Origin of the sequence: Protaetiibacter sp. SSC-01 (assembly GCF_014483895.1) — a bacterium.
Taxonomy (GTDB): Bacteria; Actinomycetota; Actinomycetes; order Actinomycetales; family Microbacteriaceae; genus Homoserinibacter.
In genome coordinates this window covers 654,421-671,146 of sequence record NZ_CP059987.1, presented here as the reverse complement: position 1 = coordinate 671,146, position 16,726 = coordinate 654,421, and the positions used below count along the sequence as shown (strand labels likewise).

The following is a 16,726-nucleotide window of genomic DNA, read 5'->3' as shown; positions in this document are numbered from 1 at the left end:
AGCGCGGACCCCGCGACGGGGTCCGCGCCCTGGCGAAGCGGCCGGGCCCTACTCCTTCGGGCGGTCGCCCGTCGACGCCTTGGCGTTCGCCTCGTAGGAGGTGTTCGTCGACTCGAAGAAGTTGACGAGCTCGAGCGTGTCGTTCGCCGTCGCCATCCACTTGGCCGGGTTCACCACGTTGTAGTGCGTGCCGAAGCCGAGCTCCTCGAGGCGACGGTCGGCGAGGTACTTCACGTACTGGTTGATGTAGTTCGCGTTGAGGCCGAGGATGCCGTTCGGGAGCAGGTCGTTGTTGTACTGCTCCTCCATCTCGACGGCGTCGAGGATCATCTGCTTGATCTCGGCCGCGAACTCCGGGGTCTGCAGATCGGGGTTCTCGTCGAGCACCGTGAGGATGAGGTTGATGCCGAACTTGAGGTGCAGCGACTCGTCGCGCACGATCCAGTCGACGAGCGAACCGAAGTTGCGCAGCAGGTTCCGCTGACGGAACGAGAGCGCCACCATGAACCCCGAGTAGAACCAGATGCCCTCGAGGATGATGTTGTAGGCGATCAGGTTCCGGATGAAGTCCTGCTTGCCCGCGGTCGTCGTGATGTCGAGGGTCTCCTCGGTCATCCGCTTGATGAACTTGACCTCGAACTCCTCCTTGCGCGCCATGGAGGGGATGTCGACGTGCGAGTTGTAGGCCTCGTTGCGGTCGATCGGGAACGTCTCGAGCACGTACTCGAACGACATGCAGTGGTTGGCCTCCTCCCACATCTGCTTCGCGAGATAGAGGTGCGCCTCCGGCGCGTTCACGTACGGGTACACCCCGAACGCGAGCGCCTTGTTGACGAGCAGCTCGTTGGGGTTGAAGTACGAGATGAGGAAGGTGACCGCGTGGCGCTCCTCGTCGGTCATCTTCTTGAAGTCGGCGAGGTCCTCGCCGAGCTGGATCTCGTTGGGGAACCAGGTGTTGGCGACCGCCTGGTCGTAGAGGTCCATCGCCCACTGGTAGGTGATGGGCTTGAGGAGGAGTCCTTCCTGGACTCCGGTGCCGAGGATGGGCATGAAGTGTCGTCCTTCTTGTACTACGTGGCCGCTCGGGTCAGAGACCGCGTCGGGTTACTGGCAGCTCTCGCACTGCAGCTCGTCCATGGGGTCGACGGGCACGGCGTACTCGTCGACGGCGGTGTAGCCGCTCATGCGAGGCCGCCGAATCCGCGACGCGGCGAGCCGGGGGCGGCGGCGGGAGCCTCGGATGCCGGGGCGGCCGCGGGGCCTGCGGCGCCGAAGCCGCGCTTGGCGCCGGCCGTGATCTCCTCCGCCTTGTTGACCTTGACGGTGGACTGCTCGGCCTGGTGACGGGGCTTGACGTGCAGGTAGTACGTCGTCTTGACGCCCTTCTCCCACGCCTTGTAGTAGATGTCCATCATGTCGCCGAGGTCGCGCGTCTCGAGGTACATGTTGCGGCTGATGGCCTGGTCGATCCACTTCTGGGCGCGCGCCGCGACCTCGATGAAGGCGTACGGCGAGAGCTGGAAGCTCGTCTTGTAGACCTTCTTGAGCTCGTCGGGGATCTCGGCGATCACCTGGATGTCGCCCTGGCTGCGCAGCACCTGCTCGCGCACCTTCTCCCAGATGCCGAGGCGCTGCAGGTCGGCCACGAGGTTGCGGTTGACCTCGAGGAACTTGCCGTTCGAGGTCGAGCGGCTGAAGATCTGAGCGAACTGCGGGTCGAGGCCGGGCGTGGTGCCGGCGACGAGGCCGATGGATGCCGTGGGCGCGATCGCCATGAGCGTCGCGTTGCGCATGCCGCCCTTGACCTTCTCGCGCAGGCGGTCCCAGTCGAGGCGCATGGTGCGGTCGACCGTGATCGCGATGCCGCGGTCCTTCTCGGTGAGCTCGATCGAGTCGAACGGCACGAGGCCCTGCGACCAGCGCGAGCCCTCGAAGTTCGCGTACGAGCCGCGCTCGCGGGCGAGGTCGGCCGACTCGTCGATCGCCGCGTAGGAGACGTGCTCCATGATCTCGTCCATGAGGGCGTAGGCCTCCTCGGACTCGTACGAGAAGCCGAGCTTCTCGACGACATCCGTGAAGCCCATGACGCCGAGGCCGATGGCGCGGTTCATCTGGTTGGCGTGGTCCGCCTCGGCGACCGACGACTCGGTGATGTCGATGAGGTTGTCGAGCTGACGCACGGCGCTGCGCGCGGAGTCCTCGATGAGCTCCCAGTCGAATCCGAGGCCGCCGTTCGCGTCGACCTTGAGGTGGGTCGAGAGGTTGATGGAGGCCAGGTTGCAGACGGAGATGTTCTCGAGGTCCTGCGGGAGGCAGATCTCGGTGCAGAGGTTCGAGAGGTGGATCGTGCCCGTGTTGTTGTTGAGGGCGCGGTTGTTGATCGTGTCCTTCCAGGTGAGCCACGGGTGGCTCGTGGTCTGGAGCGACATGAGGATGTCCTTGAACTGCGACCGCGCGGAGATCTTCTTGAACATGCGCAGCTGGCCGGCCTCGGCCTGCGCGACGTACTCGGCGTAGCGCTTCGAGAACGCCTCGCCGTAGAGCTCGTTGAGGTCGGCGACCTCGAGCGGGTCGAAGAGGTACCAGTCGTCGTCGTTCTGCACGCGCTTCATGAACTCGTCGGAGATCCAGACGGCCGTGTTGGCGGTGCGGGTGCGGCGGTAGGGGTCGCCCGAGTTCTGGCGCAGGTCGAGGAACTCGGGGAAGTCGAGGTGCCAGTTCTCCATGTAGAAGCACAGGGCGCCGAACTTCTTGCCGCCGCGGCTGACCGCGCGCAGCACCGAGTCGATCGTGTGCATGAACGGGATGGGTCCCGTGCTCATGGTGTTGTTGGAGCGGATGGGCGAGCCCTGCGCACGGAGCTTGGTGACCGAGAGGCCGATGCCGCCCGTGCCCTTCGTGAGCCACATGACGTCGCGCACGCTCTTGGCGATGTGCTCGATGTCGTCGTGCATCTCCATGACGAAGCAGTTGGAGAGCTGGGGGTAGGCGGTGCCCGCGTTGACGAGCGTCGAGCCGGCGGCGAGGTACTCGAGCTTCGACATCTTGTCGTAGAACTCGATCGCGTGGCTCGTGGGGTCGGCCTCGTTGAGCGAGAGGCCCATGGCGATGCGCATCCAGAAGAACTGGGGCACCTCGAGCGGCTCGCCGTTGCGGGCCTTGATGCCGTAGCGGTTGTTGAGCGTGACGACGCCGATGTACTTGAGGAGGCCGTCGCGGCTCGGCTCGAGGGCGTCGGCGAGACGGTCGAGGTCGAAGAGGGCGGGGAAGCGCGAGTCGAGCAGGAGCTCGTCGACGCCGCGGTTGATGGCGCGCGCGAAGTGGGCGCGGTGGAGGTCCTTGAGCTCCTCGTCGGTGCTGTAGTCGCCGAGCACGCGCTTGTAGATCGTCTTGAGGAGGAGGCGCGCGGCGACGGTGTCGAACTGCGGGTCGTCCTTGACGTTCTGGAGGGCGACCTGGATGACGGCCTCGTCGAGCTGCTGCGTCGTGATGCCGTCGAAGAGCGTGAGCTCGAGCTCCGACGCGATCTGGGTGACCCAGGTGATCTCCTCGGAGAGTCCGCGGCTCGCCTCCTCGATCGCCAGGTTGATCTTGTTGGCGTCGTACGGCTCGCGCTCTCCGTTGCGCTTCACGACGGTGATGGTCACGTGATCCCTTTCCTCCCCGCGCAGCCTCTCTGCGCGCCCCGAACTCCGATGAAAAACCCTGGTGAGAACGCACCTCGACGGACCGCTCGCCAGCTTCCTCGCTCTCCCCCGGCCCGGAGGTTCCACCACTATATATCGGGCCGCCGACAGCGGGCCAACCCTAGATGTTGTGGGCGTGTCATCCACAGATGTGCATAACTTCGCCGCTGTTATGCACACTTTCCACACCCTAGGAGGCCCGTCCGACACGGGTCGCGACGTCGGGCGTCGGCACTAGGCTCGGAGGGCCGTGAACGCCTATCTCGACCTGCTGCGCACCCGGGGAGTCGCCCGGATCATCGCCGCGCAGCTGCTCGCCCGCTTCCCCGGCGGCATGCTGTCGCTCGGCTTCCTCATCCACATCGAGCACATCTTCCACAGCTACGGCGCAGCGGGCCTCGTGCTCGGCGCGACGTCCATCGGGCAGGCGATCTCGGGCCCCGCCACGAGCCGGCTCATGGGCCGCTTCGGGATGCGCCCCGTGCTCATCCTCACGACCGCCGTGTGCGCCGTCGCGATCTCGTTCATCGCCCTCGCGCCCGCGACGCTCCCGCTCTGGGCGTTCATGCTCACGGGCCTCATCGCGGGCCTCAGCTACCCGCCGGTGCAGCCCGCCGTGCGCACGATCTACCCCAAGATGGTCAACTCGCGGCAGCTCACCCCGCTGTTCTCGCTCGACGCCTCGGCTCAGGAGCTCATCTGGGTGCTCGGACCCGTCGTCGTGACCTTCGTGTCGCTGCAGATCTCGAGCGTCGTCGGCATCCTGCTGTCGGTCGCCTTCCTCGTGGGAGGCGGCGCGTGGTTCATCGCATCCCCCGAGCTCGGACGCGTGCGCATCCCACGCTCGAAGCGCGCCTTCGGCGTCGTGCTCAAGCGCCCGGCCGTGCTGCTCTCCACCGTCGTCGGCTTCCTGCTCGTGGGGGCGTGCGCGGCCGTCGAGGCCGGCGTCGTGTCGCACTTCGGCGAGGGCGGGCTCGAGGCGGGTCTCGTGCTCGCGATCTTCTCGATCACGTCGCTCGCGGGCGGCCTCGGCTTCGGGCACGTGCCGATCGGCCCGTGGGCGCTCGCCCGCCGCATGCTCATCGTCTTCGTCGGCTGCCTCGTCGCGGTGTGGGCGTTCGAGTTCTGGACGATCGCGGGCGCCCTCGCGATCGCGGGCGTCGGCATCGCGCCGGCTCTCGCGGTCATGTTCACGGTCGTCTCGGCGAGCGTGAAGTTCTCCGACACCGCGGAGGCCTACGGCTGGATCGGCACCGGCCAGCTCATCGGCGCGGCGCTCGGCTCCGCGATCGCCGGGTTCCTCATCGACGACCTCGGGTCCCAGGGCGGCTTCATCGCGGCCGCGGCCTTCGGCCTGCTCGGGGCGATCGTGCCGGCGGTCTTCGTGCGCGCGCTGCCCGACCTGCGGGGCCGCGACGCGAGCCCGATCCCCGACACCGAGCCGGTCCCGATCACCCCGAGTTGAGCGAAGCTCCGGCGGTTGCCCGCAACGGGCTCTTGCGGAGAACCTCCTGGTCACGGTAGACCGGATTGTCGCCCCCCGGCGATGCCCCCCACCCACGGAGATGGATTTCCCGATGTCATCTTCACCTGCCCGAACGCGCTCGCCGCGGAGCTGACCGGCCCCACGGTCATGCTCCGCTGCCACGAGCAGGCGCTCGCCGCCGTCGACGCGATCGCCCGGAGCCCCCAGGAGGGTGCGCTCCTCATCCTGGGCGCCCCCGGGGCGGGCAGGAGCACCGTGCTCGCGCAGAGCCTCGCGGCCCACACCGACATCGCATCCCTCGTGCCCGTGAATCCCGCCGAGAACGGATGGCCGCTCTCGGGGGTCTCGGCGATCCTGGCCGGCATCGGCGACCCGCGGGTCGCGGAGTTCACGGGGAGGTTCGCCCTGCGCTCCGACGACGAGGCCGCGATCTCCGAGGCCGCCACCGAGCTGCTCGCGGTGCTCCGCGGGCTCGGCCTCCCCCGCACCCTGCTGCTCGTCGACGACATCGACGCGATGGATGCCGCGAGCCGCCGGGTCATCGGCTACATGGCGGGGCACCTGGCCGGCTCGGGCATCCGCCTCGTCGCGTCCGCCGCCGACATCCCGAGCGACGAGCCGCTCGTGGGCGTCCAGTCGGTGCAGCTCCTCCCGGTCGACGACACGGATGCGCGCGCCGTCGCCCCGGCGGGCATCGACCCGGGCACGCTTCGCATCCTCTCCTCGGTCGCGGGCGGCAACCTGCGTACCCTCGTGTCGCTCTTCGACTCGCTCTCACCCGAGCAGCTGCACGGGAGGGAGGGCCTCCGCCTGCCGCCGCGCCCCGGGCGGGCGGCGTGGCACGCGCTCGAGCGGCTCACTCGCCGGATGGGGGCGAGCCACGTCGCGGTGCTCGACCGCCTCGCGACAGCGCCCCTGCATCCGCGTGCGTCGGTCGGCTCGTGGGGCGACGACGCGGAGGACGCGCTGCAGGAGCTCATCGACCTCGGCGCGGTTCGGGAGGCGGGCGCGTTCGTCACCCTCGCCGACCCGCTCGTGCGCTCGGCCCTCGCCGACGGGCTGCCCTCGCGGGCGCGGCGGGAGCTGCACCTCGAGCTGCGCGCCGGCTCGGGCCCGCTGCTCGACGCGTGGCACGCGAGCTGGGCCGATCCGGCGGCCGACCTGCGCGCCCCGCTTCTCGAGGCGGCGGCCGAGAGCGCGCGGCTCGGCCACCCGCACGCGACGATCGAGTTCGCCGACCGCGCCGTGCGTTCGGGCGGCGACGGCCTCGCGGGCGCCCTCGCGACGGTCGCCGACGAGCTGCTCGCGGCGGGCGAGCCGGAGCTCGCGGAGCGCTACCTGCAACTGGCCGCATCCGACCCCTCCGCGGACGTCGACGACCGGCTGCGGGTCGCGATCTCGCGCCTGCGCGCCGACTACCTCGCCGGACGGCCACCGCACACCGATGCGCTGCTCGCGGACGCCGACCCCGAGCTCGTGGCGCGCTGGGCCGCGACGCTCGCCGCGGTCTCCGCGGCGCGCGGCGACTTCCACGCCGCGCGCGGACCGCTCATGGGGCTGGAGTCGGGGCTCGCGCCGGGCACGACGTCCGAGACGCGCTCGATGGCACGGACGGCACGGGCGCTCCTCGGGAGCGTCGACGGGATCCCGCACGCGAGCGACGACGCGCGCGATCCACTGCTCATCGCGCTGCATGCGCGGGCCGAGACCCTCGCGGGGGACTACGCGCGGGCGCGTCAGCTCATCAGCCGGCTCGCGCACTCCCTCGCCCGCCCGAGCCGCATGTGGGCGGGTTGGCTCACCGCGCTCGCGATCGACTGCGCAGCCCGTGAGGGGCGCATCGGCCAGGCGTTCGAGCTCGCGAGCGACTGGGAGACGCAGCATCCCGGGGTCGAAGGCCCCGCGGGGATGGTGCCGCTGGGCGCCTGGGCGCGGCTCGCGGCGGGCGACCTCGAGGGCGCCGAGGCCGTGGCCGCACCGTGCACCGAGAACGCGGCCGCACGCGTCGGGCCCCTGCCCACCGCGCGCGCCCTGCTCTTCCGCGCCGAGATCGCCCGACTGCGGGGCGACCTGGCGACCGCGAGCGAGCTGCTCCAGGTGGCGGACACGGTCGCCGCCGCGATCGACGACCCCCGGCTCACGCGGCACCTCCCCGAGCTCGTCGAGGTGCTCGTGGAGACCGGGCGGATGAGCGCGGCACGCGAGGTCGCGCATCGCTTCGCGGAGGCGGCGCGTGCCCACCAGAGCCGCTGGTCGACCCTCGCGAGCGCCCGCACCGTCGTCGTGACGGCACACGACGAGGACCTCCGCGAGCGCTACCTCTGGGCGGTCTCGCTGCACCGACCCGGCGACTCGGTCTTCGAGCTCGGGCGCCTCCATCGCGCCTACGGCCGGCGCCTCGCCGCGGCGGGGGCCGTCCCCGAGTCCGAGGAGGCGGCCGCGGACGCCCGCATCGCGTTCGCGGGAGCGGGCGCGCGCCCGTGGATGGCGGCGCCCACCCCGTCCGCGAGCGCCGCGACGCTCACGCCGGAACCCGACGCACCGCATCCGCCCGCGCGCCTCGCGCTCCTGAGCGACGACGAGCGCGCCGTCGCCGAGCTCGTCGTGCGCGGCCTGCACAACAAGGAGATCGCGGCCGCGCTCTTCCTCTCGGTGCGCACGGTCGAGCTGCGCCTCACGCGCATCTACCGCAAGGTCGGGGCGCGCTCGCGCGCCCACCTCGTGTCGCTGCTGTCGTGATCAGGCACGCGCGACCGTGCGGCGCGAGGGCGAGGTCCAGCGGCCGTCGGCGCGCCGCCGCAGGTACGCGTGCGCCATCGCGCGCAGGCACAGCCACGCGTCGAGCATCCGCAGGGCGGGGAAGAGCGGGCCGAGCAGCAGGTACACGGGACGCCGGGAGAGCGCGGCCGCGAGGATCGTGAGCAGGTAGTCGGGCACGAGCACGCCCAGCACGATCGCGAGCGGCGGCACGGTCGCCGCGATGCCCGCCGCGACACCCGAGGGGTCGGCGCCGGATGCCGCGAGCGCCGTCGCCGCGAGGCTCACGAGCACGACGGGCAGCACGAGCAGCATGAGCACGCTGCTCGTCACGAGCTCGCCGATCGAGATCGCGAGGAGCGTCCAGAAGCGGCCCGCGCGCAGGCCGTGGCGGCGCACCGTCTGCCAGAAGCCGAGGCTCCAGCGGCCCATCTGCTTGCGGTAGTCGCGCAGGTTGTCGGGGTCCTGGGTGAGCGCGATCGCGGCATCCGGCCGGAACGCGATGCGACCGAGGCGCTTGGCGTGCACCTCGAAGGTCATGTTGTAGTCCTCGATCGCGAGGCCAGGCGCATCGATGTCGATGTCGGCGAGCACGCGCGTGCGGTACATGCTCGCGAAGCCGGGCACGATCGACACGGCGTTGAGCAGCCGCGCGGCCTGGCCGAACTTCTGCAGGTACTGCACGCTCAGGTAGAGCCGCTCGCGGTAGGCCACGAGGATGCGTCCGCCGAGCGTCGGGGGCGGCGGGTCGAGCAGCGTCGTCGCGCGCCCCGCGACGGCGACGACCTCGGGGTCGGCGAACGCGGGCAACCCCGAGCGCAGGTAGTCGTCGTGCAGCTGGCTGTCGGCGTCGAGCAGCAGCATGACCTCGAAGCGGCGCGCGAGGTCGAGCTCGTCGACGATCGCGCGGATGGCGCCCGCCTTCCCGCGGTTCGGCACGATCTCGAGGGGGATCGCCCCGCACGCGCGCGCGACCTCGGCCGTGCGGTCGGTGCAGCCGTCGCACGCGACGAAGACGTTCTCGACGGGCACCTGGCGCGCCGCCGAGCGGATCGTCGCCTCGATGACGAGCTCCTCGTCGTGCGCCGCGATGACGATCGCGACGTCGCGCGGCTCGGGCACGCGGCCGGCACCCCGGGGCGCGCCGCGGCGCACGCGCGCGGCGACGACGCGGATGAGGCCCGCGCCCACCCAGAGCAGGGTGTTGATGCCGACCACCACGACGGCGGTCACGACGAAAGCCACCATGGGGCCTCCTCGATCGGGTTCGATCCCGACCCTACGACCGGGGCGCATCCGCTGTGCCCGTAGGCCTCGCGCGGATCCCCGCACCCCGTTGCGGGGATCCGCATCCGGCGACGGGGCGTTCCGCACACCTGCCGCATCCGCGTTGACCCGCCCCGCAGCGAGGTCGACATTGGGCCCACCGGTTCCCGAACGGGCGCCGCACCCTGTCCCCTCATCACCCGACGCGCCGTCCCCCCGGCGTCGCCATGGAGGCCCCCACCATGACGTCTCTCGAAACGCGCCCCCTCGTGGGCCGCCGTCACCCCAGGCCCGATCTCGGATCCTCGGCACTCCCCTCCGTCCCCCCGCAGTACGCGGCCGACTTCGACATCGCGATCGTCGGCCTCGGCTACGTGGGCCTGCCCACGGCGCTCGCGTACCACCACGCCGGCGCCCGCGTGCTGGGGCTCGAGATCTCCCCGCAGCGCATCTCGACCATCCGCTCGGGCGACGCCGACCTGCTCGACAGCGACCGCGCCCGCCTCACCGAGGCTCTGCGCGACCCGCGCTTCGCCATCACCGACGACCCCACGATGCTGCGGCGCGCGACGGCCGTCATCGTGTGCGTGCCGACGCCCGTCGACCACCACCTCGTGCCCGACCTCACGATGCTGCGGTCGGCGTGCGACTCGGTCGTCGCGAACGCGGTGCCCGACCAGATCCTCATGCTCACCTCGACGAGCTACGTCGGATGCACCGACGACCTGCTCGTGACCCCGCTCGTCGAGCGCGGGTTCACACCCGGCAGGAACATCTCGGTGGCGTTCAGCCCCGAGCGCATCGACCCCGGCAACGACGCGTACGAGCACGAGTCGGTGCCGCGCGTCGTCGGCGGCGCCACCCCCAGCTGCGAGATGCGCGCCTCGGCCGTGCTGTCGCGCTACACGGCGCGCGTGCACCGGGTGGATTCGCTCGCGGCGGCGGAGATGACGAAGCTGCTCGAGAACACCTTCCGCGCCGTCAACATCGCGCTCGCGAACGAGGTCGCCGACATCTGCCGCGAGCTCGACGTGCCCGTCACCGAGGTGATCGACGCGGCGGCGACGAAGCCCTACGGCTTCATGCCGTTCCTGCCCGGTCCCGGAGTGGGTGGCCACTGCATCCCGTGCGACCCGCACTACCTGCTGTGGCAGCTGCGCGAGCGTCGCGTCGCCGCGCCCATGATCACGCAGGCGATGTCGGAGATCGCGGCGCGGCCCGCCCGCGTCGTCGAGCGCGCCGCGCAGGTGCTCTCGGATGCCGGCCGCGGCCTCGGCGGAGCGCGCGTGCTCGTCGTGGGAGTCTCGTACAAGCCGGATGTCGCGGACCTGCGCGAGTCGCCTGCGCTCGAGATCATCCACGGCCTCGAGCGGCGCGGGGCGATCGTCGAGTACCTCGACCCGCTGTGCCCGCAGGCGCGGATGCTCGACGGGCGCGTCACGGAGACGGTGCGGGATCCGCTCGGCTTCGCCCCCGACCTCGTCGTCATCCACACGCGGCACCGCGAGCTCGACCTGTCGTGGATCGACGAGCGGCACCTCGTGCTGGACGCGAGCTATCGCGAGCTCGCCGTGCCGCGGCGCGTGACCCTGTGAGGCCCGCCATGCGCAGCACGGTCACCGGCGGAGCCGGATTCCTGGGCAGCCACCTCGTCGAGCTCCTGCTCGACCTGGGCGACGAGGTCGTCGTGCTCGACGACGAGTCGACGGGGCGCCCCGACAACCTCCGGGACGTCATCGACGATCCCCGGCTCGAATATCGCGTGGGGTCGGTTCTCGACCCCGGCGCGGTCCGCGCGGCGGTCAGGGGAAGCGATCGGGTGTTCCACCTGGCCGCCGCGGTGGGCGTGCGACGCATCGTCGAGCATCCGCTCGAGGGCCTGCGCGTCAACGTGCACGGCACCGAGAACGTGCTCGACGCGTGCGTCGCCCACGGGGCGAAGCTCCTGCTCGTCTCGACGAGCGAGATCTACGGCAAGAACACCTCGGATGCGCTCGCCGAGTCGGCCGACCGCATCCTGGGCTCCCCGCTCGTGGCGCGCTGGACCTACGCCGCCGCGAAGGGGCTCGACGAGTCGTTCGCGCACGCCTACCTGCAGGAGTACGGCCTCGAGGTCGCGATCGCGCGCCCCTTCAACACGGTCGGCCCCCGTCAGACGGGCCGCTACGGCATGGTCGTGCCGAACCTCGTGGGGCAGGCGCTCCGCGAGGAGCCGCTCACGGTGTTCGGCGACGGTCGCCAGTCGCGGTGCTTCTCGTCGGTGTACGACGTCGTGCCCGCGTTCGTGCGGCTCATCGAGGAGTCCCGCGCGATCGGGCAGGCCGTCAACCTCGGCGGCGGCACCGAGATCTCCATCCTCGAGCTCGCCGAGACCATCGTGCGGCTCACCGGCAGCCGCAGCCCCATCCGCCTCGTGCCCTACGACGAGGCCTACGGGGCGGGCTTCGAGGACATGCGGCGACGCGTGCCCGACAACTCGCTCGCGCACGAGCTCATCGGCTTCGTGCCGCACACCGGCATCGACGAGATCGTGTGGAGCGTCGCCTCCACGCTCGCCGACCCCGGCGCGGCGCAGTCGGAGGAGTGGGGCGCGTTCCGGGCGTACGTCCGAGCAGGTCGCACGCATGTCCCTGCCATCAGCACATCGAGGTGACCCATCATGACCAGACGACGCCTGTTCGGACTGGGAGGTCTCGCGGCGGTCCTCGCCCTTCTGATCTCCTTCGCCGCCGGCAACCACACCGTGCGGAACCCCACGACGCAGCCCACGACGCCCCCGGCGACGCAGGCGCCCGCGGATCCCGACCCCTCGCCGCCCCCGGCGCCTGACCCCGCTCCGCCCGCGGACCCCGCGCCGCAGGACCCGGCAGACCCGCCGGCCGACCCGCCGGCCGACCCGCCGTCGACGCCCGCCGACCCGGTCGGCACGACGCCGACGACGCCGGCGGGTCCCGCGGATCCGGTCGACCCCGTGGATCCGGTTGATCCCACCGATCCGACGGACCCCACAGAACCGACGGACCCCACCGATCCGACCGACCCCACCGATCCGACGGATCCGACCGACCCCACCGATCCGACCGACCCGACCGACCCCACCGATCCGACGGACCCCACCGACCCGCCTGCCAAGACCGGCCCGCTCACCTACGTGAGCCTCACGTTCGACGACGGCAACGCGGGCCAGGCGATCGCCGCGAACATCCTCGGCGCGCACGGACTCCCGGCGACGTTCTACGTCAACTCGGGCACGGTCGGCACCCCCGGCAAGCTCACCCTCGGCCAGCTGCAGGCGTTCGCCGCGGCCGGCAACGAGATCGGCGGGCACAGCGTCACGCACGTCGACCTCACGTCGGTGCCGCACGACGAGGTGCTGCGCCAGGTGTGCGACGATCGCGTGCAGCTCAGCAACTGGGGCTTCACGGTGCGCAGCTTCGCCTATCCGTTCGCCGCGCTCACCGACGACGTCGCCCAGGCGGTCGTCGACTGCGGCTACAACAGCGGGCGCAACCTCGGCGACATCCGCTCGCGCTTCGGATGCTTCGACTGCGACTGGGCGGAGAGCGTGCCTCCGGCGCGCCCCGCGATCACCCTCGCGCTCGACCAGTTCGACGAGACCTGGACGCTCGATGACCTCACGGGCATCGTGCTCGCGGGCGAGTCGCACGGAGGCGGCTGGCTGCAGTTCACCTTCCACGACGTGTGCACCACGAGCTGCGGCGAGCTCGACATCAGCGCATCGATGCTCGAGGCATTCGCGTCCTGGCTCGACGAGCGCGGCGACACCCGCAACACGGTCGTCCGCACGGTCGGCGACGTCGTCGGCGGCGCCGCCAAGCCGCTCGTGAACGGGCCCGTCGTGCCGCCGCCGACCGATGGGAACGCCGTCATCAACCCCGACCTCGAGACCATGCAGAACGGCTTCCCGGCCTGCTGGTACCGGGCGCCGTGGGGCGCCAACGACGCCGAGTTCTCGCTCGTGAGCCCGGGGCGCTCGGGCGACGTCGCGAGCCAGGTCACGATCACGAACTACGTGTCGGGCGAGGGCAAGATCATCCAGGCCCTCGACCTCGGGGCGTGCGCTCCGAGCGTCACGACCGGGCAGAGCTACCAGCTCTCCGGCTGGTACCGGTCCACCGTCGTCACCCAGTTCGCGGTCTACCTGCGCACGACGACGGGCGCGTGGGAGTACTGGACATCGAGCCCGTGGTTCGCGCCGGCATCCGAGTGGACGCAGGCCGTGTGGCAGACGGATGCGATCCCGCCCGGGTACACCGGCATCAGCTTCGGGCTCAACATCTTCGCCCCGGGCACGCTCGTGACCGACGACTACGCGATGGTGCAAGCGCCACCCGTGGTCGAGAGCGTCGTCGAGCCGCTCGCGGCTCCCCCGGCGGAACCGCCCGCGACGGAGCTCGCACCGGCGGACCCGCCGGCCGAGGAGACCGTCGACCCGCCCGCTCAGGAACCGACGACCGCGGAGACCCCGGCGGAGACCGCGCCTCCCGCCGAGGCGGCCGAATCTCCCACGGCCGAGGATGCCGCGCCGCAGGAGGCGGCGCCCCCAGCGGCATCCTGATCCATGCGCGGGGCGAGGATCGCAGCCGTGGCCGTCTTGGGAGCCATGGCGGCGGTCCTCGTCGCGTGCGGGGCGCCGGGCCCCGCGCCCGTGCCGACGCCGACCGCGACGGCGACCCCGCGACGCACGGGTGAGGCGCGCGTGGCCCCCGGGCCGACGCCCACCCCGACCGACATCGCGACGCCGCCCCCACCTGCCGACGCGGGGGGCGGGGGCGGCGGAGGCGGCGCATCCGCCTACCCCTGGCACCACGGCATCGTCTCGACGACCTTCTGGGTGGGCGAGATCTTCGACGCGAGCGCCCCCGACGGGAGTCAGATGATCTCGACCTACGACTCCGACTGGTACGGCGCCTACGGCGGATGCGACGGCGTCGTCGCGGGGGGCGGATGCCGCACCGAGGCGCGCACGGCCGCGAACGGGTTCTTCCCGACGAGCATGACACCGCGCCAGAACCCCTTCTACCTCGACCTGCCGTACGACGACGCCAACGACCCCACGGGCTTCGCGCAGCGCGACGCCGTCATCCCGTGGGCAGGGCGCGAGCCGTACCGCTCCCATCGCGGCGACCGGGACTTCAGCTACCTCAAGAACCGGTGGGTGCAGCTCGTGCGCGGCGACCGCGTCTGCTACGGCCAGATCCAGGACGCGGGACCCGGCGAGTACCACGACGCCGCCTACGTCTTCGGCGCCGACGACGCGCGGCCCGTCAACACCCGCTACGGCGGGGCGGGGATGGACGTCTCGCCCGCGCTCACGGGGTGCCTCGGGTTCCCCGAGCTCGACGGGATCGCGACGGGCATCTCGTGGCGCTTCGTCGAGGAGTGGGAGGTGCCGCCCGGCCCGTGGTCGTGGATCGTGACGACGAGCGGGGTGCGCTGACGGCATCCGTCGATCCGGATGCGACGAAACCGAGGCGGCGGGACCGGTGGGGGGCCCGCCGCCTCGGCCGAGCGGGGCCGGCCGGCCTCAGGAGTGGCCTCGCCGCCTCAGGGTCTGCGCCGATGTCAAGGAACGCGTGTGAGACGTGTGGCGGGCGCGGCGGATGCGGCGCCTACGCGCCGCCTCTTCGCCTGAGCGCCTACCAGCGCTCGTGGATCGCCGCGCGGAAGCGGCGGTCGTAGAGCTCGCGCACGGCCTTGCGGAAGTCCTCGCCGAGGTCGTCGACCGAGCCCGCGGCGGCGTTCGACTCCGCCTGCGCGACGTTGCGCGCACCGGGGATGACGGTCGAGACGCCGGGCAGCTGCGCGACCCACGCGAGCGCGGCCGTCGCGGGCGCGAGGCCCGCATCCGCCGCGAGCGCGGAGAACTCGCGCGCCGCCTCGACACCCTCGTCGTAGTCGACGCCCGAGAACGTCTCGCCCTGATCGAAGGCCTCGCCGTGGCGGTTGAAGGTGCGGTGATCGTTCTCGGCGAACGTCGTCTCGTGCGTGTAGCGGCCCGAGAGCAGGCCGCTCGCGAGCGGCACACGCGCGATGATGCCGACGCCGGCATCCTGCGCCGCCGGCAGCACGGCGTCGAGCGGCTTGAGGCGGAACGCGTTGAGGATGATCTGCACGGTCGCGACGTTCGGGCGCGCGATCGCGGTGAGCGCCTCGTCGACCGTCTCGACGCTCACGCCGTAGTTCGCCACGACTCCCTCCTCGACGAGGGTGTCGAGCGCGTCGAACACGGCATCGGACGAGTAGACGGGCGTCGGGGGGCAGTGCAGCTGCACGAGGTCGAGCGTGTCGACGCCGAGGTTGCGGCGGCTGCGGTCGGTCCACGCGCGGAAGTTGTCCATGACGTAGTTCTCGGGCACCTGCTCCATGCGGCGGCCCATCTTCGTCGCGACCGTGACGTCGGCATCCGCGTTGTCGCGGCGCCACGCGCCGATGATCGACTCGCTGCGACCGTCGCCGTAGACGTCGGCGGTGTCGAAGAACGTGACACCGGATGCAAGGCTCGCGTCGAGCACGGCACGCGCGTCGGCCTCGCTCACCTCACCCCAGTCCGCGCCGAGCTGCCAGGTGCCGAGGCCGATGACGGAGACGTTGCGGCCGGTGCGGCCGAGGGAGTTGTGACGCATGGGTACGAGCCTACGTGGGCTGGTTTCGACACGCCGCTCCGCGGCTACTCAACCAGCGGGTCAGCCGTCGTCGTCGACGGCCGCGGCGACCGCCCGCGCGAGGCGCTTGCCGATCACGTGGTCGGCGCTGCGCACGCGCGTGACCGTCACACCGCGCAGCCGCTCCGCGATGCGGATGCCGCCCGGCGAGGTGAACTCGTCGAGCGTTCCCGTGACGATCTCGACCGGCATCCGCAGGGCCGCGAGGTCGCTGATCGTCGTCTGCGACTCGATCGTGTGCTCGAGCGACTTCACGAACGGCACCCACGTGCGCTCGTTGATGTCCATGACCTGGGGGATCTCGAGGAGCCTGCCCACGATGCCGCCGTTGCGCAGCGTGAACTCGCGATTGGCGCGGATGTAGCGGTATGCCTTGAGGTAGAAGTCCTGCACGAGGCGGTCGCGGTCGTCGGAGAGTGCCTCGGGGTTGACGTAGATGGGCGGGCTCACGAGCACGAGGCGCCTGACGCGCTTGGGGTTGCGCGCCGCGTAGCGCGTCGCGATGAGGGCGCCCATCGAGTGCCCGACGAGCACGAAGGGCTCTGTGAGACGCAACGCTGCGATCGAGCGCGCGACGGCATCCACGTGCTCCTTGAGCGTGTACTCCGCCGCCTCGGGGATGGGCGACCCGCCGAAGCCGAGCAGGTCGATGCAGACGCAGCGGTAGCGGTCACGCAGAAGGGGGCGCACGAACGTCCACGTGAGCGACGACGACGCGATGCCGTGCAGGAAGACGGCGACGGGCCCCTCGCCCTCGTCGTGCGCCACGTGCAGAAGCGGCGCGCGCCGGAACGGATTCCACCCCATGCCCCCGAGGCTAGCGGGGCACGGGGTGGACGGAGGTC

The 16,726-nt window shown here is 71.4% G+C and carries 11 protein-coding genes; 6 read left to right on the top strand and 5 right to left on the bottom strand.

The features are described 5' to 3' along the window. Window positions 1–48 precede the first annotated feature (48 nt). Together H4J02_RS03160 and H4J02_RS03155 are read right to left on the bottom strand one after the other, a co-directional pair. Window positions 49–1,050, bottom strand: a complete 1,002-nt coding sequence (locus tag H4J02_RS03160) for a ribonucleotide-diphosphate reductase subunit beta (protein ID WP_187675668.1) — start codon at window positions 1,048–1,050, stop codon at window positions 49–51. A 131-nt stretch (window positions 1,051–1,181) separates the two neighbouring features. Then, entirely contained in the window at window positions 1,182–3,647 is a 2,466-nt protein-coding gene (locus tag H4J02_RS03155; protein WP_187675667.1) for a ribonucleoside-diphosphate reductase subunit alpha, read from the bottom strand. Between the two features lie 289 nt (window positions 3,648–3,936). Here H4J02_RS03155 and H4J02_RS03150 point away from each other — a divergent pair, with 289 nt between their 5' ends. Both H4J02_RS03150 and H4J02_RS03145 read left to right on the top strand, forming a co-directional pair. Then, the gene (locus H4J02_RS03150; protein WP_187675666.1) at window positions 3,937–5,151 is read left to right on the top strand and encodes an MFS transporter; all 1,215 of its coding nucleotides are present in this window, start codon (window positions 3,937–3,939) and stop codon (window positions 5,149–5,151) included. Between the two features lie 81 nt (window positions 5,152–5,232). Then, the gene (locus tag H4J02_RS03145; RefSeq protein ID WP_187675665.1) at window positions 5,233–7,911 is read left to right on the top strand and encodes a LuxR C-terminal-related transcriptional regulator; all 2,679 of its coding nucleotides are present in this window, start codon (window positions 5,233–5,235) and stop codon (window positions 7,909–7,911) included. Here H4J02_RS03145 and H4J02_RS03140 read toward each other — a convergent pair whose 3' ends face one another. After that, complete coding sequence (locus H4J02_RS03140) at window positions 7,912–9,177, bottom strand: glycosyltransferase family 2 protein (RefSeq protein WP_187675664.1); 1,266 nt, start codon at window positions 9,175–9,177, stop codon at window positions 7,912–7,914. A 260-nt stretch (window positions 9,178–9,437) separates the two neighbouring features. Here H4J02_RS03140 and H4J02_RS03135 point away from each other — a divergent pair, with 260 nt between their 5' ends. The 4 genes from H4J02_RS03135 to H4J02_RS03120 are packed head-to-tail and all read left to right on the top strand — an operon-like array spanning window position 9,438 to window position 14,656. Next, complete coding sequence (locus H4J02_RS03135; protein WP_187675663.1) at window positions 9,438–10,790, top strand: nucleotide sugar dehydrogenase; 1,353 nt, start codon at window positions 9,438–9,440, stop codon at window positions 10,788–10,790. A gap of 8 nt (window positions 10,791–10,798) precedes the next feature. Further along, complete coding sequence (locus H4J02_RS03130; RefSeq protein ID WP_187675662.1) at window positions 10,799–11,848, top strand: NAD(P)-dependent oxidoreductase; 1,050 nt, start codon at window positions 10,799–10,801, stop codon at window positions 11,846–11,848. Window positions 11,849–11,854: 6 nt separating this feature from the next. Then, window positions 11,855–13,774: a polysaccharide deacetylase family protein gene (locus tag H4J02_RS03125; RefSeq protein WP_187675661.1), complete on the top strand. Its 1,920-nt coding sequence runs from the start codon at window positions 11,855–11,857 to the stop codon at window positions 13,772–13,774. Between the two features lie 27 nt (window positions 13,775–13,801). After that, complete coding sequence (locus tag H4J02_RS03120) at window positions 13,802–14,656, top strand: hypothetical protein (protein ID WP_187675660.1); 855 nt, start codon at window positions 13,802–13,804, stop codon at window positions 14,654–14,656. A gap of 199 nt (window positions 14,657–14,855) precedes the next feature. On the opposite strand, the gene H4J02_RS03115 is transcribed toward H4J02_RS03120, so the two are convergent. Then, the gene (locus H4J02_RS03115) at window positions 14,856–15,842 is read right to left on the bottom strand and encodes an aldo/keto reductase (RefSeq protein WP_187675659.1); all 987 of its coding nucleotides are present in this window, start codon (window positions 15,840–15,842) and stop codon (window positions 14,856–14,858) included. A 60-nt stretch (window positions 15,843–15,902) separates the two neighbouring features. Further along, window positions 15,903–16,688, bottom strand: coding sequence for an alpha/beta fold hydrolase (locus H4J02_RS03110; RefSeq protein ID WP_187675658.1), 786 nt, complete (start codon window positions 16,686–16,688; stop codon window positions 15,903–15,905). Window positions 16,689–16,726: the final 38 nt, after the last annotated feature.

What these genes read in the sequence shown, in the direction of transcription:
- H4J02_RS03160 (WP_187675668.1), bottom strand. Translation starts at nt 1,050, where the DNA reads ATGCCCATCCTCGGCACCGGAGTCCAGGAAGGACTCCTCCTCAAGCCC.
- H4J02_RS03145 (WP_187675665.1), top strand. Translation starts at nt 5,233, where the DNA reads ATGCCCCCCACCCACGGAGATGGATTTCCCGATGTCATCTTCACCTGC.
- H4J02_RS03140 (WP_187675664.1), bottom strand. Translation starts at nt 9,177, where the DNA reads ATGGTGGCTTTCGTCGTGACCGCCGTCGTGGTGGTCGGCATCAACACC.
- H4J02_RS03135 (WP_187675663.1), top strand. Translation starts at nt 9,438, where the DNA reads ATGACGTCTCTCGAAACGCGCCCCCTCGTGGGCCGCCGTCACCCCAGG.
- H4J02_RS03130 (WP_187675662.1), top strand. Translation starts at nt 10,799, where the DNA reads ATGCGCAGCACGGTCACCGGCGGAGCCGGATTCCTGGGCAGCCACCTC.
- H4J02_RS03125 (WP_187675661.1), top strand. Translation starts at nt 11,855, where the DNA reads ATGACCAGACGACGCCTGTTCGGACTGGGAGGTCTCGCGGCGGTCCTC.
- H4J02_RS03115 (WP_187675659.1), bottom strand. Translation starts at nt 15,842, where the DNA reads ATGCGTCACAACTCCCTCGGCCGCACCGGCCGCAACGTCTCCGTCATC.
- H4J02_RS03110 (WP_187675658.1), bottom strand. Translation starts at nt 16,688, where the DNA reads ATGGGGTGGAATCCGTTCCGGCGCGCGCCGCTTCTGCACGTGGCGCAC.